Source organism: Streptomyces sp. NBC_00299 (genome assembly GCF_036173045.1).
GTDB lineage: Bacteria > Actinomycetota > Actinomycetes > Streptomycetales > Streptomycetaceae > Streptomyces > Streptomyces machairae.
In genome coordinates this window covers 1,131,807-1,152,413 of sequence record NZ_CP108039.1, presented here as the reverse complement: position 1 = coordinate 1,152,413, position 20,607 = coordinate 1,131,807, and the positions used below count along the sequence as shown (strand labels likewise).

Annotated in this window: 18 protein-coding genes and 1 pseudogene; 10 read left to right on the top strand and 9 right to left on the bottom strand. The window is 72.2% G+C overall.

The genetic code is table 11. The features are described from left to right. The first annotated feature begins 146 nt into the window (after positions 1-146). Entirely contained in the window at positions 147-1,925 is a 1,779-nt protein-coding gene (locus OHT51_RS04895) for a helix-turn-helix domain-containing protein (RefSeq protein WP_328877633.1), read from the top strand. A gap of 224 nt (positions 1,926-2,149) precedes the next feature. On the opposite strand, the gene OHT51_RS04890 is transcribed toward OHT51_RS04895, so the two are convergent. Continuing rightward, the gene (locus OHT51_RS04890) at positions 2,150-2,734 is read right to left on the bottom strand and encodes an AMIN-like domain-containing (lipo)protein (protein ID WP_443052407.1); all 585 of its coding nucleotides are present in this window, start codon (positions 2,732-2,734) and stop codon (positions 2,150-2,152) included. 54 nt (positions 2,735-2,788) lie between these two features. Next, positions 2,789-3,445, bottom strand: coding sequence for a DUF998 domain-containing protein (locus OHT51_RS04885; RefSeq protein WP_328877631.1), 657 nt, complete (start codon positions 3,443-3,445; stop codon positions 2,789-2,791). A 382-nt stretch (positions 3,446-3,827) separates the two neighbouring features. On the opposite strand from OHT51_RS04885, the gene OHT51_RS04880 reads away from it, so the two are divergent. From OHT51_RS04880 to OHT51_RS04865, 4 genes are all read left to right on the top strand, one after another. Further along, on the top strand, positions 3,828-4,994 hold the full coding sequence (locus tag OHT51_RS04880) for an FAD-dependent oxidoreductase (protein ID WP_328877630.1): 1,167 nt from the start codon (positions 3,828-3,830) through the stop codon (positions 4,992-4,994). Between the two features lie 119 nt (positions 4,995-5,113). Beyond that, positions 5,114-7,276, top strand: coding sequence for a xanthine dehydrogenase family protein molybdopterin-binding subunit (locus OHT51_RS04875; protein ID WP_328884243.1), 2,163 nt, complete (start codon positions 5,114-5,116; stop codon positions 7,274-7,276). A 19-nt stretch (positions 7,277-7,295) separates the two neighbouring features. Continuing rightward, a complete protein-coding gene (locus tag OHT51_RS04870) occupies positions 7,296-7,751 on the top strand; it encodes a (2Fe-2S)-binding protein (protein WP_328877629.1) in 456 nt (151 codons plus the stop codon). Between the two features lie 48 nt (positions 7,752-7,799). Beyond that, entirely contained in the window at positions 7,800-8,666 is an 867-nt protein-coding gene (locus OHT51_RS04865) for a fructosamine kinase family protein (RefSeq protein WP_328877628.1), read from the top strand. A gap of 66 nt (positions 8,667-8,732) precedes the next feature. On the opposite strand, the gene OHT51_RS04860 is transcribed toward OHT51_RS04865, so the two are convergent. Next, entirely contained in the window at positions 8,733-9,626 is an 894-nt protein-coding gene (locus OHT51_RS04860) for a hypothetical protein (protein WP_328877627.1), read from the bottom strand. A 110-nt stretch (positions 9,627-9,736) separates the two neighbouring features. Then, positions 9,737-10,930, bottom strand: a complete 1,194-nt coding sequence (locus OHT51_RS04855) for a CaiB/BaiF CoA transferase family protein (protein ID WP_328877626.1) — start codon at positions 10,928-10,930, stop codon at positions 9,737-9,739. Positions 10,931-11,041: 111 nt separating this feature from the next. Here OHT51_RS04855 and OHT51_RS04850 point away from each other — a divergent pair, with 111 nt between their 5' ends. Next, positions 11,042-11,974 carry an NADP-dependent oxidoreductase gene (locus OHT51_RS04850; RefSeq protein WP_328877625.1) on the top strand — a complete coding sequence of 311 codons (933 nt, stop codon included), beginning with the start codon at positions 11,042-11,044 and terminating at the stop codon, positions 11,972-11,974. A 15-nt stretch (positions 11,975-11,989) separates the two neighbouring features. Here the strand turns inward: OHT51_RS04850 and OHT51_RS04845 are convergent, their stop codons facing one another. The 3 genes from OHT51_RS04845 to OHT51_RS04835 all read right to left on the bottom strand — a co-directional run bounded on the left by OHT51_RS04845 (position 11,990) and on the right by OHT51_RS04835 (position 14,878). Then, positions 11,990-12,448 (bottom strand): MarR family winged helix-turn-helix transcriptional regulator, encoded by a 459-nt coding sequence (locus OHT51_RS04845; protein WP_328877624.1) that lies wholly within the window; start codon positions 12,446-12,448, stop codon positions 11,990-11,992. Positions 12,449-12,728: 280 nt separating this feature from the next. Further along, positions 12,729-13,721, bottom strand: a complete 993-nt coding sequence (locus OHT51_RS04840; RefSeq protein WP_328877623.1) for a helix-turn-helix domain-containing protein — start codon at positions 13,719-13,721, stop codon at positions 12,729-12,731. Between the two features lie 176 nt (positions 13,722-13,897). Then, positions 13,898-14,878 carry an alpha/beta hydrolase gene (locus OHT51_RS04835; RefSeq protein WP_328877622.1) on the bottom strand — a complete coding sequence of 327 codons (981 nt, stop codon included), beginning with the start codon at positions 14,876-14,878 and terminating at the stop codon, positions 13,898-13,900. Positions 14,879-15,114: 236 nt separating this feature from the next. Here OHT51_RS04835 and OHT51_RS04830 point away from each other — a divergent pair, with 236 nt between their 5' ends. Next, the gene (locus OHT51_RS04830; RefSeq protein WP_328877621.1) at positions 15,115-16,092 is read left to right on the top strand and encodes a TerC family protein; all 978 of its coding nucleotides are present in this window, start codon (positions 15,115-15,117) and stop codon (positions 16,090-16,092) included. On the opposite strand, the gene OHT51_RS04825 is transcribed toward OHT51_RS04830, so the two are convergent. After that, positions 16,016-17,272, bottom strand: coding sequence for an MFS transporter (locus OHT51_RS04825; RefSeq protein WP_328877620.1), 1,257 nt, complete (start codon positions 17,270-17,272; stop codon positions 16,016-16,018). The genes OHT51_RS04830 and OHT51_RS04825 overlap by 77 nt on opposite strands. A 56-nt stretch (positions 17,273-17,328) precedes the next feature. Here OHT51_RS04825 and OHT51_RS04820 point away from each other — a divergent pair, with 56 nt between their 5' ends. Next, positions 17,329-18,309: an ArsR/SmtB family transcription factor gene (locus OHT51_RS04820; RefSeq protein WP_328877619.1), complete on the top strand. Its 981-nt coding sequence runs from the start codon at positions 17,329-17,331 to the stop codon at positions 18,307-18,309. A gap of 118 nt (positions 18,310-18,427) precedes the next feature. Beyond that, positions 18,428-19,308: pseudogene (locus OHT51_RS04815) on the top strand (LLM class F420-dependent oxidoreductase). Positions 19,309-19,315: 7 nt separating this feature from the next. On the opposite strand, the gene OHT51_RS04810 reads toward OHT51_RS04815, so the two are convergent. Then, a complete protein-coding gene (locus OHT51_RS04810) occupies positions 19,316-19,534 on the bottom strand; it encodes a hypothetical protein (protein ID WP_328877618.1) in 219 nt (72 codons plus the stop codon). Positions 19,535-19,648: 114 nt separating this feature from the next. Between OHT51_RS04810 and OHT51_RS04805 the strand changes: the two genes are divergently transcribed. Further along, positions 19,649-20,554, top strand: coding sequence for a LysR family transcriptional regulator (locus tag OHT51_RS04805; RefSeq protein ID WP_328877617.1), 906 nt, complete (start codon positions 19,649-19,651; stop codon positions 20,552-20,554). The last annotated feature ends 53 nt before the right edge of the window (positions 20,555-20,607 follow it).

Here is a 20,607-nt window from a genome sequence, read left to right as displayed (position 1 = left end):
AGGAGCCGAGAAATCGGGAACGGACCCATGCCTTTCAAGATCATGGAGCGCTGCGGTCGGTCATGGCTGTCTCAATACGAGACAGCCTCCGCCGCACAGCCCGCCGTCGCCGCGTGCGCGTCGCCCCGGATACGGTGAGGGGCGCCATGACCACCGCGGAACATCCTCCTGCCCTCGCCCCTCTCCGCCATGCCCGGGAACGGTTCCTGACGGGCCGCTCGCTCCCGGCCGGCGTGCCGGACGACGTCGTCGCCGCTTGGCGGCGCGCCCGGTTCTTCGGCGTACGGCCCGATCTCGACGGCCCCGTACGGGAGTCGGGCCACCCCGTCGACTCGCCCCTGCTGGAGGCGGCGCATCCCGTGCTCGCCCGGATCGCCCCGGCCCTGGACGCCGGACGCTCGGCGCTCGTGCTCACGGACGAACGGCTGAGGGTGCTGTGGTCGACCGGCAGCGCCCCCGGCGACGACACCTGCAGCGACCTGTCCGAGCGCGAGGTCGGCCACAACAGCGCCGCGCTCGCCCTGCGCACCCGCCGCCGGGCCGAGGTGCACGGACCCGAGCACTTCCTCGACGTGTGGCAGGACGTCTCCGCGGTCAGCGTGCCGCTGCTGTCCCCGGATGCGGAACAGGTGCTCGGCACGGTGACCGTCGCCTCCGGTCTGTGCGCGGGCTGCCGACCGCACCCCGGCGCCGCCCTCGCCGAGGCGGCCGCCGCGGCGGTGGAGGCCGAACTGCGGGCACGCGCGCGTACCGCGGAACGGGCGCTGCTCGACGCATACGAGCGGGCCGCGCGGGGGCGCGAACGAGCGGTCGTCGCGCTGGACGGCCGGAGCCGCCTGATCAGCGAGGCCGCGGCATGCCTGGCCTCGCCGCAGGTGCTGGAGGCGCTTGAGCGGGGTGCGCGGGCGTGGGGGAGGGGGACCGGCGAGTCGTACGAGGTCTCGCTTCCCGAGGACGCGGGGTGCAGTGTCGAGATCACTCCGGTACGGCATGAGGGGTGCGCCGTCGGCCTGGTCGCCGTGCTCGCGCCGCGTTCCGTGGAGCCGGTGCCGGAGTCTCTGCCGCGTCCGGGCAGCGAGTTGATCGGGAACTCGGTGCCGTGGCGGCACGCTGTCGCGCGGGCGACGGCCCTGGCCCGGACTGCGGGGCCCTTGCTCGTCGTGGGCGAACGGGGAACCGGCAAGACCATGCTGGCCCTCGAACTGCTCGACGGCACGGCCCCCTTGGTCGTGGACGCCGCCGAATCACCCGAACTCGGCCTCAACGATGACATGCGTGGCGAGACGGGGGGCGCCCCCGCCGAAGGCTGGGGGAGGGCCGGTGACCGGCCGCTGCTGCTGCGGCACGCCGAACGGCTCGCCCAGTCCGACGTCGCCGCCCTCAACTCGCTCCTGGACGAGCGCCCCGACGCCCGCCTGGTGGTCACCTACACGCCCGGAACCTCACCCGGCCCCTGCCTCCAGCGCCTCCTCGACACCCTCGCGGCCCGCTCGGTGACCCTGCCGGCGTTGCGGGAACGCGCCGAGGACATCAGGGAGTTGCTGCCCGCCCTCGTGCCCGCGCCCGCACCCGGCAGCCCGCCGCTGACCTGGTCGCTGGACGCGCTGCGGGCGCTGGAGCGGCATCCCTGGCCCGGCAACGTCACCGAACTCGCCCACCTCGTGCGGGCGTTGGCGCGTCAGCGGCGGCTCCGCGGACCGGTGCGGCGGAGCGAGCTGCCCGATCCCGTGCGGGAAGGGCCCGCGGGACGGAACCTCAGCCCCATGGAGCTCGCCGAACGCGCCGCGATCCTGGAGGCCCTGCGCCGCCACGGCGGCAACAAGGCACGCGCCGCGGCGGCGTTGGGCATCGCCCGGGCGACCCTCTACCGGAAGCTGCGGGAGTACCAGGGGCGGGATGCCGGGATCCGGGGTGGGATGTCGTGATCGGGAGCGGGACGCCGTGATCGGGAGCGGGATGCTGCGATCGGGAGGCGGGAAGCTGTGCTCGGAGGCGAGGCGGCGCGACTCACGTCGGCGTCGCCCTGATCGGAGGCAGGGGCCCGCGTCGGAGTCGGCCGGTGCCGGACAGGGCCGGGCCGGTGCCGGGCGAGGCCGGGCGGGGCGGAGTGCTCTGATCGCTCCCCGCCCCCGGCCCCCGACCGCCGCCCTCAGCGTGCGCCGGTCCAGTTGTGCGCCACGTCGACCACGATCCGGCCGTCGGTCACCGACACCCGGAACGGCAGCCGTGCCCGGACGCCGAGCCCGAGCTGCGTGTCCCCTTCGAAGCTGCCGACGAACCGGCCGTCCCTGAAGGTGCGGTACCCCGTGAGGTCCACGCCCTTGAGACGTTGACCGGCTCGCACGGGATACGTGGGCTTCCCGGTGTCGGGGTCGTAGGCGGGTGCGGTCACTCGCACCTCGAGGACGGCTCCGCCGCCGACGGCGATGGGGTCGCCCGAACCGTCCTGGTAGACGCGGCTGACGTACTGGACGGAATAGCCCAGGTCGCCGCTGCCCGCGCCGGGGACGTCGACGACCATACGGTCGAAGCAGGCGTGCCGGCCGGTCCGGACGTTCGTCACCGACTCCGTCGTGGCGGCGGAGCGGGTCTCGGCCTGGCTGCCCCAGCCGGTGGGGCAGGCCGTGGTGGCCTGGGCGGTGCGGGCGGGGGCAGCGCCGGCAGGGACCGCCGCCACTCCCAAGGTGATGCCCATGAGCGCTGCTGTCGCCCATGCAGTTCGCTTTTGTGCCATTGCGTCCCCCGGGGAGGCTAAGTGTCTGATATCTGGTGAGACACCCGGGTAGCGTCAATGGTTGCATTCCTCGCGAGAGATGGCGGGAATCAACCGGAAGACGGCGAAAGTGCCGATGACCAGCGCCCACACCAGGATGGGGAACGCCGCGACTCGTTCCATTCCGCCCATGCCGAGGCCCAGGTACTGCTCGGAGAGGAAGAGCCCGAGGGCAGTGATCGCGATGACTCCCAGCAGCCCGGTCAGCCGCCTCAGCGTCCGAGGCACGCTGCCCGCCAGGCCGGCCCCGGCCGGCATCAGGCCGATATTGCCGGCCCCCATGACCAGCAGGGCGCCCAGCGCGTGTTGGTTCTCGTCGACGTCGGAGGGAGCCAGCCCGGCCAGCACGAAGCCGACACCTCCACCCGCCAGCAGCAGCCTGGCCCACACTCCCGCTGCGCCCTTGCACCAGAGCGGCCCGGTGAGCGCGGCGCCGACCACGAGCAGTGCGCCGAGCGCGATGAACGAACCGTTCATCAGTCCGTGCTCGGGCGAGCAGATGTAGCGCGGTTCGGGGTCCGACTGCAGGGCACAGTGGACGTTGCCCAGGTCGCTGATGTTGTTCCGGGCCCAGCTGTACGCCGGGGTGTGCCACGCCGACTCCACGACCACGTGCAGTACGAAGAACTGGGCGACCCCGGTGACCCAAGCGAGGTATCCGAGCCAGGCCAAGTATGTGCGCCGAGCGATGTAGCCGCGCCGGTCCGAGGGGCCGGTCCGGTCCAGGGAGCTACGCCGGTCCGAGGAGCCGCGCCGGCCTAAGGAGCCACCCCGGCTCAAGGAGCCGCGCCGGCCTGAGGAGCCGCGCCGTGTGGCCGGGCCCGGTCTCGTGACGTCACTGTTCCGATTCCTCAACTTGCATGCCTTTCCCCGTAGTTCGTCCGCACAAGCCGATCACGTGTCGCCGGTCCAGGACACGCCGGACGACCCCCGGAACGGGGTGGGGGCAACCCCAGGTCGACGATCTCGTCGGGAACCGACGCCGGGGCCCGGGCGTTCCATGAAGTACCTGGGCGACTCACGGGGGTCGTGTGTGTACGAGTGGGGGAGCGACGTGGCACAGGTGCTGGTCATCGGGGGCGGAATCGCGGGCGCGGCGGCGGCTCTGGCACTGGACAAGGCCGGATTCGACGTCGTCGTGCACGAGGCGCACCCCGATTCCGCCGAGGACATCGGCGCGTTCCTCACGCTGGCGAGCAACGGCATGCGGGCCCTGGAACAGCTGGACGCCTCGGCCGCTGTGACCGCGATCGGCTTCCCGCTGACCTCGATGCGGGTCCTGGACGACACGGGCACCGAGCTGGCCCAGGTGCCGCTCGGCGAGGCCGCCACCCCGCACCTGCGGTACCGCTGTCTGCGACGCGGCGACCTCAACTCCGCCTTGCAGGCCGAGGTCACGCGCCGCGGCATCGACATCCGGCACGGTGCGCGCCTGATGTCGGTCGTCGAAGGTCAGGGCGGCGTCACCGCCCACTTCGCCGACGGCACCACGGCGACCGGCGATCTCCTCATCGGGGCCGACGGCCTCAACTCCACCGTCCGCCGTCTCATCTCCCCCGACGCCCGGCCGGTCTACGCCGGGCAGTACGTCTGCTACGGCTACACCGGCGCCGCATCCGGCCCGGCCCGGCCCGAGACCATCACGATGGTGCGCGGCAGCTCCGTCGCCTTCGGGTACGCGGTGTCGCCGGACGGCGAGACGTACTGGTTCGCCCGCGTCACCGACGAGCCCTTGGCCGCCGACACCATCGCGCAGGGCACCCCCGCCCAATGGCGCGACCTGCTCCTGCCGCTGCTGCGCAAGGACTCGACCCCCGCCGCCGACCTGGTGGCAGCCACCCCCGACCGCCTCATGGTCACCAACGCCACCGAACTGCCCACCGGTACACCCTGGCGCTCGGGCCGGGCCCTGATCATCGGCGACGCGGCCCACGCGGCGTCCCCCGCCACCGGGCAGGGCGCCTCGATGGCGCTGGAGGACGCCGTAGTCCTCGCCAAGTCGCTGCGGGACGCCCCGGACACCGACGCCGCGCTGTCCCTCTACGAGACCCTCCGCCGCCCTCGCGTGGAACACAACATCACCGTGAGCGGCAACATCTCCCGCGGTGCCCACACCCCGTCGGGCCCCGGTCCCCGGGGCGCGAGTGCGGACCGGGCGGGCGACGACGAGCTCATACGGCACCTGGAGTGGAGCACCGACCTCTCACAACTCGAGCCGTAGCCCGAAGGAACGACCGGCCGGCGCAACCCCGCGGTGCACCGACCCCTCATACAGGTCGAACCAGTCCGGTTCGCTGAGAGGAGCGCCTGTTGGCCCGTCAGTTGTCCCGTCGACAGTTCGTGGTCTATTCGCTCGCCGCGACCACTCTGACCGTCGCGGCACCGCTCGGCTGTGACTCCGCGAGTGCGGAGGGCGCCGAGCGAACCGTGGACGGCGACAGCCGGTCCTCCGACGTCCTGGTCACCGGCACCGACGCGGAGATGCTGGTCCTGGAGGTCACTCCGGCCAACAGGGTCGTCGTACGGCTGCCTCGCGTCGAGGTCGGCCAGGGCGTCACCACCGCGGTCGCGATGCTGATCGCCGAGGAACTGGACGCCCGGCTCGCCGACGTGGACATCCCGCTCGCGGATGCCCGCAACGAGGGCAACCAGTTCACCGGCGGCTCCAGTTCGGTCAGTTCGCTGTACGGACCGGCGCGGAAGCTGGCCGCCACCGCCCGCGCCAAGCTGGTGACCGCTGCCGCCCGCCGCTGGCACGTCCCCGCGCGGACCCTGCGCACCCGCGGCACGAGAGTCTTCGCACCGGACGGGCGCTCGGCCACCTTCGGCTCGCTGACCAGGAGCGCCGCCCGGATCACACGGCCGACCGTGCCGACCGATCCGAAGCCGGCGTCGAAACACCGGGTGATCGGGCGCCCGACGACCCGGATCGACGCCCGCGAACTCATCACCGGCAAGGCGAAGTACACCGGAGACCTCACGGCGGCCGGGGCCAGGCCGACGGTCGTGGCCCGGCCGCCGACGATCGGCGGGAAGGTCCTCTCGGTCGACTCCACGGCAGCCCGGGCCATGCCCGGTGTGCACGCGGTAGTCCAGATCGACGGTGGTGTGGCCGTGGTCGCGGAGACCTTCCACCATGCCTTCCAGGCCAGGGACGCCCTCCGGATCAAGTGGGCGCCCGGCCCGCTGGCGAACCTCTCCGACTCCGGCATCCGCTCCCGGCTGCGCACCGCGGTCCCGAAGCTGGGGGACCCGCCGCGCGGATCGGCGCAGACCGAGGCCGAGTTCGAGTTCGCCTTCGTCAGCCACGCGCCGATGGAGGTCCTCACCGCCGTGGCGGACGTACGCGCCGGGCGGGCCGAGATCTGGTTCTCCTCCCAGACCCCGACGTCCGCGCGGGAGGACATCGCGTCGTGGCTCGGCCTGCCGGTGTCGAAGGTGCAGGTCCATGTGGTGCGCGGCGGCGGCTCGTTCGGGCGGCGCCTGAACCATGACGCCGCGATCGAGGCGGCTCTGATCTCCAAGAAGGCGCGCCGGCCGGTCAAGCTCATGTGGAGCCGGGAGGACGACATCCGGCATGGCAGGATGCGCCCGGCCTCCCATCACCGGATCCGGGCCAGTCATGCGCGGGGCAGGGTGGTCGCCTTCGCCCACGCGACGGCCTCGGTCAGCGAATCCTTCGAGGAGCGGGGGCTGTCCACGCAGGGAGCCATGAATCCCACTCAGGCAGGCCTGCGTTCCGCTCAAGGAGGCGTCGGTTCCGGTCAAGGCGCCGCACGCTCGGCCGTCCGCGCCCCCGCCGCTGCCCCGCTCCCCAGCGACAGCGGCCTCTACAACTTCGGCCGCCTCTCCGGGAACTCGGGCTCGGTCGACCTGGCGATCCCCCTCGGCGCCTGGCGCTCGGTGGACTCCGGCACGGTGCGCACCGCCGAGGAGATCGTCGTCGACGAGATCGCCCGCAGCCTCGGCAAGGACCCCGTCGCCTTCCGCCGTACGACACTGCGGAGCAGGACCGTCAGGGCCGTACTGGACAAGGTCGCGACCGCCGGGAAGTGGGGCCGGACCATGCCGCGGGGGCACGCCCAGGGTGTCGCGGTCCACGAGGAGTACGACTCCTGTGTGGCCTGCCTGGTCGAGATCGACGCCGTCGACCCGAAGAACCCCCGGGTCACCAAGGTGGTGATGGCGGCCGACGTCGGAACGGCAGTCAATCCGCGCGGACTGGAGGCGCAGCTCATGGGCACGGCCGTCGACGGTATCTCCACCGTTCTGCGAGCCGGCCTGCACATCGACCGGGGCGCCGTCCGGGAGAGCAGCTTCGCCGACTTCCACTACGCCCGCCAGCGGCACGCCCCGCAGCACTTCGAGGCGCACATCATGCCCTCCCGGCGCGCTCCCGGCGGCGCCGGTGAACTCGGCGTCCCGGCCGCGTCCGGCGCCGTCGCCAACGCCTACGCACGGGCGACCGGCACCAAGCCGCGCCGTTTCCCCCTCAACTTCTGAGCCACCCGAGAAGGTATCGATGCCGTCCTACTCCTTCACTCTCAACGGCAAGCGGGTCACCGTCGAGGCCCCCGCCGACATGCCCCTGCTGTGGGTGCTGCGCGACCTGCTGAACGTCACCGGCCCCAAGTACGGTTGTGGCGTGGGCGCCTGCCGTGCCTGCACCAGCCACCTCGACGGCGACGAGATCCAGCCCTGCGTCGTTCCGGTCGCCGACTGCGCCGGCCGTGCGGTCACCACCATCGAGGGCCTCGCCGACGGCGACCGCCTCCACCCCGTCCAACAGGCCTGGCTCGACTGCGACGTCGCGCAGTGCGGCTTCTGCCAGCCGGGCCAGATCATGGCCACGGCCGCCCTGCTGAAGAAGACGCCCCGGCCGACGGACGCGGACATCGACCGGATCGAGAACGTCTGCCGCTGCGGTACGTACGCCAGGATCCGGGAGGCGATCAAGAAGGCCGCCGCCAACAGCTGACCGGATGGGTGACTCCGGTCCGGCAGGTGGCCGCCGTACCCTGGGGCCGTGGACGACTCCTTCGACGGCCCCGGCGCCACGGCCGCGCGTCTCACGGGGCGACCGGTCGCCGGGGAACGCCGGCTCTCCGCGACGCTCGCCGAAGTCACCCTCGCCGGTGGGCAGGTCGCGATGGTCAAACGCGGCGAAGGCGACGGAGCCGCACTGGCCGAGGCGGCCGGGTTGCGCTGGCTGGCCGACGCCGGCACGGTCCGTGTTCCCGCCGTGCACGGCCAGGACGGGCAGTGGCTGGTCACAGAACGGGTGGCGACCGGCCCTCCCACCGCCGACGCGGCCGAGCGGTTCGGACGCGATCTGGCCGCGCTGCACGCCACCGGCGCACCGGCGTTCGGCGCCGCACCGCCCGGCGGCCCCGAGGACGCGTACATCGGGCTCGCCCCGATGCGCAACGTCACCGGACCGGACTGGCCGCGCTGGTACGCCAAGTACCGGGTGCTGCCGTATCTGCGCCGCGCTGTCGACGACGGCACGGTCCGTGGCGCGGAGGCGTCCGTGATCGAGCGGGTCTGCGAGCGGCTCCCCGAGCTGGCGGGCCCCGCCGAGCCGCCCGCCCGGCTGCACGGCGACCTGTGGAACGGCAACGTCCTGTGGGGTGCCGACGGGCACGCCTGGCTGATCGACCCGGCCGCGCACGGCGGCCACCGCGAGACCGACCTGGCCATGCTCCACCTGTTCGGCTGCCCCCACCTGGACCGGATCCTGGTCGGCTACCAGGACGCGGCGCCCCTCGCCGCCGGCCGGTCCGACCGGATCGGCCTCCACCAGCTCTTCCCGCTGCTGGTGCACACCGTGCTCTTCGGCCGCGGCTACGCCGAGCAGGCCATGGCGGCGGCCGAGGCGGCCCTGCGCAGTTGACGGCGCATGGACCACAAGGCGCATGGACCACAAGGCGCATGGACCACAAAGGACTGTGACGGCCAGTCAGCTCCAGCTGCCGGAGGGCCCGTTGGGGTTCCCCTGCGGCACGGGGCGGCCCGTGAACGCGTCCAGTAGGAGCCGCTCGGCGAGCGGACGGTCCAGCGCGACGGTCACCTTCTTCGCGCGCAGGTCGGACGTGCACAGGCCTTCCTCCATGCCGACGACGTAGCCGGACAGGACCACACTGCCGTCCGTTTCCAGCACGTCCACGGCGGGTCCGTCGTCGCAGGACCCGTGGTGGGCCAGCACGGTGACGGAGCGGCCGTCCGCGGCCACCTCGACCAGCCGGTTGAGCTCCCACAGGGTTTCGGTGGGGGTGTCCCGGGCCGGCCCGATGGGCGGCTCGGGAAGCTTCGAGGGCTTCACGGCGACCCGCTTGAGCGGGGTGTCGTAGCCCTCGACGGTGAACAGCCAGGCCGGGACGGTCGCCGGGCCGCGGCTCGTGACCAGCGTCGTCTCGCCCAGCTTGGCCCCGGTCACGACGAGGCGCGGCGCGGGCGCGTCCGTGCGGTCCACCGTCTTGTACGCCTCTTGCGCCCCCATGAGCGGCAGCGTGAGCGAACCGCCGTCCCGCCAGGTCACCTTCCCGTCCTTCTGCTCGGAGCCGGGGAGGTCGCCGCGCAGCTCGAAGTTCTGGCGTTGGTAGGCCTTCTTGTCGTTCTCGTTGTGGAAGGCGTCCTCGGGCGGCTGCACCGCGTCCGCCATCGGGAAGTAGCCCTTGAGCCAGGCGTCGGCGGCCGGTGAACCGTCCCAGGCCTCGGCGACCTCGTGGGCGCGGGTCCTGGTCTCCGGGGCCGGGTCCGTGTCGTCGGACCCGGCCGTGACGGTGCCGCATCCGGCGGCGAGCAGGCCGAGGGCGGTGAGCAGCGAGGCGGTGCGTGAAGCGGTCGTACGCATGGATCCCCCTGAACGGACAGCGGCAGGCACGGGAGGGGCGGTGCCGCGGCCGCCCGGCACTGTGACGCACGGAGGGCGGGTCGCGTTCGGTCACACCGGGGGACCGGCGGTCAGATCACGGCTTCGGCGCGCAGGGCCTCGATCTCCTCGCCGGTACGGCCGAGTTCGGTGAGGATCGCCTCCGTGTGCTCGCCCACCGCAGGGACCGGGTCCATGCGCGCGGGCAGTCCCGCGAGGTCGGCCGGCGGGAGCAGGGCCTGCACCGTCGCACCGCCGGGTACGGTCACGTCGTGCCAGCGCTCGCGGGCGGCGAGGACCGGGTGATCCAGGAACGCGGTGACGTCGTTGACCCCGGCGCAGGCGATGCCGATGGACTCCAGCTCCTTGAGGATCTCCTCGGCGTCGGAGCGGGCGCAGCGCTCGGCGACGACGGCGTTGACCTCATCCCGGTGCGCCACCCGCGCGGAGCTGGTGGCGAAGCGAGGGTCGTCGGTCAGCTCGGGCCGGCCCAGGAAGCGGTGGCACAGGACGGCCCACTCGCGCTCGTTCTGGATGGAGAACAGCACCTCCCTGCCGTCGGCGGCCGGGTAGGCACCGTAGGGAGCGAGGGTGGGGTGCTGGGTGCCCAGCCGCGGGGGCTGGGTGCCGCCGTAGCGGGTGTAGTTGGCGGGCTGGCCCATCCACTCGGCCAGCGCTTCGAACAGGGACACCTCCACGGGGTGGGCCGTGCCCGTGGTGGCCCGCGTGAAGAGGGCGGTGAGGATGCCGCTGTACGCGTACATCCCGGCCGCGATGTCGGCGACGGAGATCCCGACACGCGCGGTCTCGTCGGGGGTTCCGGTCAGCGACACCAGCCCGGTCTGGCACTGCACCAGCAGGTCGTACGCCTTGCGGTCGGCCCACGGCCCGGACGTGCCGTATCCGGAGATCGTGCACGGGATCAGCCGCGGCCACCGCGCGCCGAGCGCCTCGACACCCAGGCCGAGGCGGTCGGCGGCGCCCGGCGCCAGGTTCTGCACGAACACGTCGGCGTCGTCGAGGAGCCGGTGCAGGATCTCGCGGCCCCGCGGATCCTTGAGGTCCAGCGTCAGGGACTCCTTGGACCGGTTGAGCCACACGAAATAGCTGGAGTGACCGTGCACCGTCGTGTCGTACCGGCGCGCGAAGTCCCCCTCCCCGGGCCGCTCGACCTTGATCACGCGTGCGCCGAGATCGGCGAGCTGGCGGGTGGCGTACGGGGCGGCCACGGCCTGCTCCAGGCTGACCACGGTGATGCCGGACAGGGGAAGGTGTGGCGCGCTCATGGGGCCATGTGTACGGCCACATCGGAGATCGCGTCAATGCCGGGGGCGGCACGTGAATGCGGATGCATATATTGCGTATGCCGGTAACAGTCGTGTGGTTACATAGGCTCCATGAAGGCCATCACACTGCAGCACTACGGTCAGCCCGAGGATCTGAAGCTGGTGGAGCACCCCGACCCCAAGGTGGCTCCGGGCGAGGTCCTCATCCGCGTGAAGGCCGCCGGGGTCAACCCGGTGGACTGGAAGCTCGGGGCGGGGTACCTCGACCCGCTCATGGAGATCCACTTCCCCATGATTCCCGGCTGGGACGTCTCCGGAGTCGTCGAACGGGTCGGGCTGGACGTCGACGAGTTCGCGCCCGGTGACGAGGTGTACGGCTATGTCCGCAAGGACTCCGTGCAGCTCGGCACCTATGCCGAGCTGGTGTCCGCGAACGTGCGGCTGATCGCGCGCAAGCCGGCCTCGCTCAGCTGGGAGCAGGCCGCGGGTGTGCCGCTGGCGGGACTGACCGCCTATCAGTCGATCAGGCGCGTGGGTGTGCGTGAGGGCGAGACGGTCCTGGTGCACGCGGCGGCCGGCGGGGTCGGCATGTTCGGCGTGCAGATCGCCGTCGCGCTCGGCGCCCGGGTCATCGGCACCGCGAGCGAGCGCAACCACGACTTCGTCCGGGAACTCGGCGCCGAGCCGGTGACCTACGGCGACGGCCTGGCCGACCGGCTTCGCGAGCTGGCCCCGGACGGCGTCGACGCGGCGCTCGACTTCGTCGGGGGCGACGCCGTGGACGTGTCCCAGCAGGTCCTCAAGCAGCGTGACCGGGTGGTGTCCATCGCCGACCCGGACGTCCTGGCGAAGGGCGGCCACGTCCTGTGGGTGCGCCCCGACCCGGCCGATCTGACGGCCATCGGCGAACTGGCCGACGCGGGCCGCCTCGCCGTCCACGTCGACCGGGTGCTCCCACTCGCCGAGGCCGCCGAGGCCTGGCGGATCAGCAGTGCGGGGCGCGTGCGCGGAAAGCTGGTGCTGTCGGTCGGGGAGCAGGGGTAGCGCGAAGCCGGGCCCTCAGGCGGGGAGGCGGAGCGTCTCGACGGTCCGGACCAGCGGGGCCAGCTCGGGGTTCGTCGCGGCCTCGTCGAGGGCCTGGCGCAGCGCTTTGTCGTTGGTGGGCCGTGCCTCGTTCAGGAGTGTCAGGCCTGCGTCGGTGACGTCGGTGTAGATGCCGCGGCGGTCGGTGGGGCAGAGGTAGCGGGAGAGCAGGCCGCGGTCCTCGAGCCGGGTGACGAGCCGGGTGGTGGCGCTCTGGCTGAGGACGACGGCGTCGGCGACCTGCTTCATCTGCAGATGGCCGCCTTCGCCGCTGTGCTGGCGGCTGAGCACGTCGAGCAGGGAGTACTCACGCACGCTCAGGTCGTGCCCGTTCTGCAGGGCACGCTCGATGTGCGCCTCGATCCTGCCGTGCAGCAGGGAGAGCGCGCACCAGCCCTGGGCGAGCGCGGTGAGCGCGGGGTCCGTGGCGGTCATGGCGCCGGAGTCCTCCGTCCCGAGATGAATGACCTCCAGGATAGGCTATCCGTGAAATTTCCGGCGAGTGCGCGTATAGCGCGCATGCAAGCAGTGAGGCTGCCGTCGGCTGAAACTCCGTGCTGAATTCGGTTCGAGGTTGATTCGGAGTTCGAGTTCAACGCCCCCACATCGTCGGCGAGATCGAGGCGGTTCACGAATTCCGGTGACGGTGGCCACGGTCGCCAGGGGGCCTTCGCGGGCATGATCCAGAAGGCCTCCGCCAATCCACAACGCCCCGCTAATTCCGCACCAGATGCCGCACGGCCAGTGCCAGACCCAGCCGGAATCTGCCCTGCGGAGTGCGCAGGGACCAGCCCAGCTGGTGCTCGGCGTGGGCCAGTCGCTCCTGGAGGGTGGAGTGGTGGACGTTGATCTCTGACGCCGCCGCCCGCAGGCTCACCGTCGAGGCGACCGCGTGCAGCGTGGCGAGCAGCCAGGGCGTGGTCGCCGCAGCCGCCTCCAGGGCCTGTACGTCGGGCGGCGGTTCGGAGCCCGACGGTACGACGTCGGCGAGAAGGGCGATGCCGCCCAGCTCGTCGGCGTGGACGACGCCGGGGCCGGGGTCCTGCGCGGTGCCCTCGGCCGTGAACCGCAGCGCGACGCGGGCCCGCGACCAGGAGTGCGGCAGGTCGAGCACCGGGACCGCGGGCCCCACGCCCACGCGGCCGACGGGCGGCTCGGTGTCCAAGTGCGCCGGGATGATGCGGGGTTGGCCGGCGAACGGGGCCAGGACGCGCGCCGCCGCGGCGGGGTCGAGCCCCAGCCGGCGGGCCGCGTGCAGTCGCGCCGCCTCCGGAGCCGTGGCATCGAGGACGGTCTCCACCAGTGCCGGGTCATCGGCCGGCGCCCGCCCCCGGGTCCGGTCGAGCACGAGCCGTACGGCCCCGGCGGCCCGCTCCAGGATCACCGCGTCCACGACGCTCGGCTCCGCCTCCTGGGCCCGCTCCAGCCACAGCGCCGGAACGCCGCCCGGCGTCAGTGCGGAGGACGGCCACACGGGATCCGGGGGCACAGCGCTGTCCCGCCGCGTCCCGTCGACCTCGACCCGGACCTGCACCCGCCGGTCCGCGTCCACAAGCCGGGCCGGCACCCCGGCCAGCACGGCGGCACCACGCACCAACGCCTCCAGCCCGGCCCGCGACTCGGCGAGCCGATCGAAGTAGGCGATGACCCGCACGGCCGCCCCGGCATCCGGATCCAACGCGGTCAGGCGTCCGGCCAGCTCTTTCATAGGCCCATGGTGCGGCACGGGGTCAAGGCCGAACCCATCCCAACGGAAAGACCCCGGGGCCGGCGGCCCACCCAGGGGCGCGGGGAACGGCGCGACAAGCTACAAACAACCCGCACCCGCGCAACACCACAACCCGGCAGACGAGTAGGCGCAACCCTCGCCCCTGGCACCCAATCTCACCCGCTCAACAGCCTCTTCAGCCAAGCCAGCTGCGCCCCCCGACAGGCCTGCGAAACCGCCGCCTGCGGTGCGAAGCCATCGAATCCGTGGAAACCGCCGGGCCACACATGCAACTCGGCCACCCCACCGGCCTGCCAGATCCGCGAGGCATAGGCGACGACCTCGTCGCGGAACGTCTCCGCGGAACCGACGTCCAGAAACGCCGGCGGCAGCCCGGACAACTCCTCGGCACGGGCCGGCGCGGCGTACGCGGAGACATCGGGACCGCCCCGCCGCTCACCGAGCAGAGCCGTCCAGCCGGTCTCGTTCGCCGTGCGGTCCCAGATACCGCGCCCCGCCATCTGGTGGGCGGACGGGCTGTCGTTGCGGTCGTCCAGCATCGGGCACATGAGCATCTGCCCGATCAGCTCGGGCCCCCGGCGATCCCGGGTGAGCAGGGCGAGCGCCGCCGACAGCCCGCCACCCGCGCTGGCACCGGCGACGACGATCCGCTGCGGATCGCCCCCCAGCTCGGCGGCGTGCTTCGCCGTCCACTCCAGCCCGGCGTACACATCCTCGATCTGCGCCGGATAGGGGTCCTCGGGCGCGAGCCGGTACTCCACGGACACCACGACCGCGTCCAGTTCCCTCGCCCAGGTCAGGGGAACGTCGACGCCGACACGGTTGTTGCCGATGATCAGCCCGCCGCCGTGGACGTGATAGATCACGGGCCGCGGACCCGCGCCGGCCGCGGCAGCCGGCCGGCAGATCAGCAGGGAGACCTCGGGTGCGCCCTCGGGACCCGGCACCGCGCGGTCCTCGACCTCGAAGAAGCCGTCCATGGTGAGGTCGAGTCGGGCCAGCATCTCGATCCCCGGACCCTGGCGGACGTCCGCTATCTCGTCCATCGTGAGGGCGGGCGAGATCATGTCCTTGATGAGCTCCAGGGCGGCGGCGAGCTCGGGGTCGAACGGTGGCGGGGGCGGGGCCTGGGTCATGGGGTCTCCTCACACGGCAGCACGCGGGTGCCGGACGGCTCTGCGGCCATGATCTGCTCACCGGTCCACGCCCGGAGGGCCGCCGTTCGGCGGAACCTCCCCGCCGTCCGGCGGGTGGCACCTGCGTGAGCCCGGAGCTTGCCAGGACATGACCCGTTGTTCACCTGTCGTAGGTGGAAGGGATGCCAGGTGGCGACAACGCTGTCAAGGTCCCGCCTGCACCAGGAGTACAACCCGTGAACGTCTCCCTCTCCGTCTGGCTGCTGACCATCGTCGCCCTGTGCGCGCTCGTCGCCGTGGACTTCTTCATCGGTCGCAAACCCCACGACGTTTCCATCCGTGAAGCGGGGACGTGGACGATCGTCTGGGTCGTCCTGGCCTGTCTGTTCGGACTGGGCCTGTTCGTCCACGGCGGTGGCGGGCCCACCGGCGAGTTCTTCGCCGGGTACATCACGGAGAAGTCGCTCAGCGTCGACAACCTCTTCGTCTTCGTCCTGATCATGGGCAAGTTCGCGGTGCCCTCGCAGTACCAGCAGCGCGTGCTGATGGCCGGCGTGATCATGGCCCTGGTACTGCGCGCCGGGTTCATCGCGGCCGGCGCGGCGATCATCTCCGCCTTCTCCTGGGTGTTCTACCTCTTCGGCGCCTTTCTGATCTGGACCGCCTGGAAGCTCATCCAGGACGCGCGCAAGGAGGAGCACGAGGAGGAGTACGAGGAAAGCAAGCTGCTGAAGGCAGTGGAGAAACGCTTCGGCGTGGCCGACCGGTACCACGGCACCAAGTTGTTCATCACTGAGAACGGCAAGCGGGTCATGACCCCGATGCTGGTCGTGATGCTGGCGATCGGCTCCACCGACGTCCTGTTCGCCCTCGACTCCATCCCCGCGATCTACGGGCTGACCCAGGACCCGTACATCGTCTTCACCGCCAACGCCTTCGCCCTGATGGGCCTCAGGCAGTTGTACTTCCTCATCGGCGGCCTGCTGAAGAAGCTGGTCCACCTCAGCTACGGCCTGTCGGTCATCCTCGGCTTCATCGGCGTCAAGCTCGTCCTGCACGCGCTGCACGAGTCCGGCGTGCACGTCCCGGAGATCAGCATCCCCTTCTCGCTCGGCTTCATCGTGCTCGTCCTGGCCATCACGACGGTGACCAGCCTGCGGGCTTCGAAGAAGCAGGAGCAGGAGCAGGCCGAGTCGGAGCACATGGCCCAGTGACGGCTCTCCGGCGGCTCAGATGGCGGGCGACCGCCACCGCGGTGAGCGTCGCGACCAGTGCGCACACGCCGGTCCACCCGAAGCGGCCGTAGGCCCGGGCCCCCAGCCACGATCCGGCCGTGCCACCCAGGTAGGCGCAGGTCATGTACGCGGTGTTGAGGCGGCTGCGGACGTCCGCGCCGAGGCCGTAGATCCGCACCGTGTTGGCGACCATCCCGGACTGCATGCCGATGTCGAGCAGCAGCGTGCCGACGACCAGCGCGGTCAGCCCGGGTACGCCGCCCAGGCCGCCGAACGCCAGCACCACCGCCGAGGCACCGACCAAGAGGAAGCACACGAGGTTGACCCGGTCCGGACCCCGACGGTCCACCAACCGCCCCGCGACCGGCGTGCACAGCATCGTCGCCGCATTGACGAGCGCGAGCAGCCCGGCCGCCTTCGCGCTCATGCCGTACACCGGCCCCGTGAGCAGCAGCGCCACGCCCGTCCACACCGCGGAGAACCCGGCGAACACCGTCGCCTGGTACAGGCAGGAGCGGCGCAGCTCGGGTTCGGTGCGCAGCAGCCGCAGGGGTGCGGCGAGCAGCGCCGGGTAGGGGGCCCGGGCCGACGGGGGCAGCGTCGGCAGCATGCGGGCCAGCAGGACGGCGACCGTGAAGGAGAGCGCGGCGGCGAGGACGTACGGCGCCCGCCAGCCCAGCCAGTCGCCGAGGGCGCCGCCGACGGCACGGGACAGCAGCATCCCGGCGAGGGAGCCGCTCAGCAGGGTGCCGCTGACGACTCCGCGCCGTTCGGCGGGCACCAGGCCGGCCGCCAGTACACCGGCGAGCGGCGCGATCACCGTCACCGCCCCGACGAGCGCGCTCGCGAGGACCAGGGGCAGCAGCGCCCGCGCCGAACTCGCGGCGAGCAGTCCGAGGCCGGTCAGCGTGAGCAGGGTGACGAGCAGCCGGCGGGGGCGCAGGCGGTCGCCGAGCGGCACGAGCAGGTAGATGCCGGCCGCGTAGCCGAACTGGGTCGCGGTCACCACCGTGGCAGCCGAATCGGGGGAGACGCCGAGGCCCGAGGCCACCAACGGGCCGATCGCCTGCGGGAAGTAGACATTGCCCACCGCGACCCCGCAGGCGAAGGCGAGCAGCGCGATCGCCGGGGTAGCCTGCCGGGAGTTGTGATCCGCCATACGCCGAAGTCCACGGCAGCGACGGACGGTTGCCAAAGGATGTAGCCGGAGGCTTAATGATCAGCTTCCTGCTCGACGTCGACGACCTCGCGGACACCCGGTTCGCGATCTCGCCGTTGCGCGAGGTCATGGGCAGCCTGCGGGCCCTGCGCGCCCCGGGCCTCTACCCCCTGCACACCCCATGGCGCCGGTCGGTCCTGGAACGCCTCGACCCCGCCGACGCCCGGCTGCTGCGGGCCCTGGTCGGCCGGAACCTGACCCTGCCCGACTTCCTGACCCCGCGCCCGACTACCTTCGCACCCACGCTGGACGACCAGCTCACCGTCGTGGGGACGACGCCACCGGAGCTCGTACGACGCGACCTGCTCGCGACCCATGCCCCGCACCCCCTCCCGGACGCCCTGCGACAGATCACCGCGCCCGGCGACGCGCCCGTGGCGGAGCTGTTGGAGGAGCTGTGCGAACTCCTGCACCGGTACTGGGAGTTGGCCGTACGTCCCGACTGGCCACGGATGCGGCTCGTGCTGGAGGCCGACATCACCCATCGCGCCCGGCAACTGGCCACCGGCGGGGCCCGCCTCCTCTTCTCCGACCTGCACCGCAACGTCCGCTGGCGCGACGGCGTCCTGCGCGTCGACCAGATGATCGCCCGGCACGAGGTGGACGGCTCCGGGCGCGGCCTTCGCCTGGTCCCTTCCCTGTTCTCCCACAAACCCGCACCGCCGGTCAGCGCCGCCGAAGCGCCGATGCTGGCGTATCCCAGCAGGGGCGCCGCGACCCTGTGGGAACCGCGGCCCGAGCCCGACGCCTCCGCCCTGACCGCACTGCTCGGCGCACCCCGCACCACGGTCCTGCGGCTGCTCGCCGAACCGCTCCCCACGGTCGAACTCGCCCGCCGCCTCGGCGTGACGCCCAGCGCGGTCTCCCAGCACCTGAAGGTGCTGCACGCGACGGGACTCGTCACCCGGGCCCGCGACGGACGGCGCGTGCTGTACCGGCGTACCGCGCTCGGCGACCAACTCGCGGGCGCGACTTGACGGAGTGGCCTGACGGCGTGGTCTGACGGCCGCCTCGGCGGTGGGGCTTGACCTCGAGAGCGCTCGAAGACCTGGCGTCGGCAAGGTCGCTGAAAATCCGGGTGAGCGGAGACAGGTCATGCGCGTCGGCGTGCACATCAACCGGTTCGACCATCCCGGCGGAGGCCCCGCGCTCGGAGCCGAACTCGGCGCAGCGGGCGCCGCGGCCGAGGCGGCGGGCCTGAGCTGGCTGTCGGTGATGGACCACTACTTCCAGATGGAGATCAACGACGCGCCGAGGACCCCATGCTGGAGGCCTACACGACCCTCGGCTACCTCGCCGCCCACACCTCCACCGTCCGCCTCGGTGCCCTGGTGACCGGCGTGACCTACCGTCCTCCCGGCCTGCTGGCCAAGATCGCCACCTCGCTCGACGTGCTGTCCGGCGGCCGGGCCACCCTCGGGATCGGCGCCGCCTGGTACGGCCGCGAACACGAGGGACTCGGTGTGCCGTTCCCGCCGGTCGCCGAGCGCTTCGAGCGGCTGGAGGAGACCTTGCGGATCTGCCTGCAGATGTGGGACCCGCAGGCCAACGGCCCGTTCGAGGGCCAGCACTACCGCCTCGCCGAGACCCTCTGCGTCCCGGCGCCCGTCAGCGCCCCGCGCCCCGAGATCATGATCGGCGGGGGCGGCGAGAAGAAGACGCTCCGGCTGGTCGCCCGCTACGGCGACGCGTGCAACCTGTTCGCCTCCTCGCCGGAGGAGGTCCGGCACAAGCTCGACGTGCTGCGCGGCCACTGCGACGCCGAGGGGCGCGACTACGACGAGATCCGCAGGACCGTCCTCTACGCCGGGGAGCCCGTCGTCAGCGGCGACCTCGACGCCTTCACCGGGGACATCGCGTCCTACACCGAGCTCGGCATCGACGCGGTTGTCCTCGGCCCGCGCACCGGGGAACCGGCGGCCTTCATCGAGAACTTCGCGGCTCCTGCCGTACAGCGGCTGGCCGGGCTCGACTGAATCGACGTCACCGGCCGGGGGAGTGCGCGGGAGTCCCCGTGGGCCGGCTGCGGGAGGCGACGCGCATGCCGCGGGCGTCCACCATGCGCACCTGCAACGAACCGCAGGCGCACCGCGTCCACACCGTGCTGCCCGCCGCCGTGGTGTGCCGGGACACCACCTGGTAGGGCTCGGCTCCGTCGGGCCATCCGCAGTGCGGGCAGACGCTGCCGGTCGTGCTGGTCATGGCGACTCCTCGTATCTCGTGGCTGGTTGACCGTCGCGACACAATCAAGCCTGCGGTGCCCTTTCATGTACGTCCAGGTTGACTTTCTGGACGTCACCTTGAAGCGTGGGCTTCATGATTGACTTGCGCCGACTGCACGTACTGAGGGCCGTGGCGCACTACGGCACGGTCACCGCGGCCGCCCGCGCCCTGCACTTCACCCCGTCCGCCGCCTCCCAGCAGATCCGCCAGTTGGCCGGTGACCTGGGGGTCGACCTCCTCGAACCCCAGGGCCGCGGGGTGCGCCTCACCGCGGCGGCCGAAAGTCTCCTCGCGCACGCGGATGCGATCGCGGAGCGCTGGGAGGCGGCCGAGCTGGACCTGCGCGCCGAGTACAGCGCCCCCACCGGGCAACTACGCGTCAGCGGCTTCACGACGGCCGTGTCGGTGCTGCTGGCGCCGATGGCCGTACGGATGCGGGAGCGGCATCCGCAGCTGACCGTACGGATCCGCGAGACGGCGGTGCCGGAGAGCTTCGACCTGCTCTTCGAAGGGGAGGTCGACCTGGCGGTGGTGGACGTGACCCCGCACAACCCGCCGCTGAGCGACGCGCGCTTCGACCAGCAGCCGCTGCTGGACGACCCGTACGACCTCGTCGTCCCCGACGACCATCCGCTGGCCGGACTCGAACGCGTCGACCTCGCCGAGGTGGCGCACGAGGACTGGATCGCGCCGGTGCCGCAGAGCCCCTGCCGCCCGCATGTGATGTCGGCGTGCGGGGCGGCCGGGTTCACCCCGGACGTGATCCATCACGCGCTGGACTGGAACGTCACCGCCCACCTGGTCGCCAGCCGGCTCGGCGTCGCGCTGATCCCACGGCTGTTCCAGTTGACCCCGCAAGTCCCGATCACCCGGGTCCGCTGTGTCGGCGACCCGCACCGCAAGGTGCTGACCTGTGTTCGCCGGGGCCGCCGGGAGCGGCCGGCGGTGGCGGCGGCGCTGGAGGAGCTGCGGGGGCTGGCGTCCACAGCGGTGGCCTGACGCAGGAGGAGGGGCTGAGGAGGGGCCGGGCATACGAGAAGGGGCCGGAGCGC

What these genes read in the sequence shown, in the direction of transcription:
- OHT51_RS04895 (WP_328877633.1), top strand. Translation starts at nt 147, where the DNA reads ATGACCACCGCGGAACATCCTCCTGCCCTCGCCCCTCTCCGCCATGCC.
- OHT51_RS04890 (WP_443052407.1), bottom strand. Translation starts at nt 2,734, where the DNA reads ATGGCACAAAAGCGAACTGCATGGGCGACAGCAGCGCTCATGGGCATC.
- OHT51_RS04870 (WP_328877629.1), top strand. Translation starts at nt 7,296, where the DNA reads ATGCCGTCCTACTCCTTCACTCTCAACGGCAAGCGGGTCACCGTCGAG.
- OHT51_RS04860 (WP_328877627.1), bottom strand. Translation starts at nt 9,626, where the DNA reads ATGCGTACGACCGCTTCACGCACCGCCTCGCTGCTCACCGCCCTCGGC.
- OHT51_RS04855 (WP_328877626.1), bottom strand. Translation starts at nt 10,930, where the DNA reads ATGAGCGCGCCACACCTTCCCCTGTCCGGCATCACCGTGGTCAGCCTG.
- OHT51_RS04850 (WP_328877625.1), top strand. Translation starts at nt 11,042, where the DNA reads ATGAAGGCCATCACACTGCAGCACTACGGTCAGCCCGAGGATCTGAAG.
- OHT51_RS04845 (WP_328877624.1), bottom strand. Translation starts at nt 12,448, where the DNA reads ATGACCGCCACGGACCCCGCGCTCACCGCGCTCGCCCAGGGCTGGTGC.
- OHT51_RS04840 (WP_328877623.1), bottom strand. Translation starts at nt 13,721, where the DNA reads ATGAAAGAGCTGGCCGGACGCCTGACCGCGTTGGATCCGGATGCCGGG.
- OHT51_RS04835 (WP_328877622.1), bottom strand. Translation starts at nt 14,878, where the DNA reads ATGACCCAGGCCCCGCCCCCGCCACCGTTCGACCCCGAGCTCGCCGCC.
- OHT51_RS04825 (WP_328877620.1), bottom strand. Translation starts at nt 17,272, where the DNA reads ATGGCGGATCACAACTCCCGGCAGGCTACCCCGGCGATCGCGCTGCTC.
- OHT51_RS04820 (WP_328877619.1), top strand. Translation starts at nt 17,329, where the DNA reads ATGATCAGCTTCCTGCTCGACGTCGACGACCTCGCGGACACCCGGTTC.
- OHT51_RS04810 (WP_328877618.1), bottom strand. Translation starts at nt 19,534, where the DNA reads ATGACCAGCACGACCGGCAGCGTCTGCCCGCACTGCGGATGGCCCGAC.
- OHT51_RS04805 (WP_328877617.1), top strand. Translation starts at nt 19,649, where the DNA reads ATGATTGACTTGCGCCGACTGCACGTACTGAGGGCCGTGGCGCACTAC.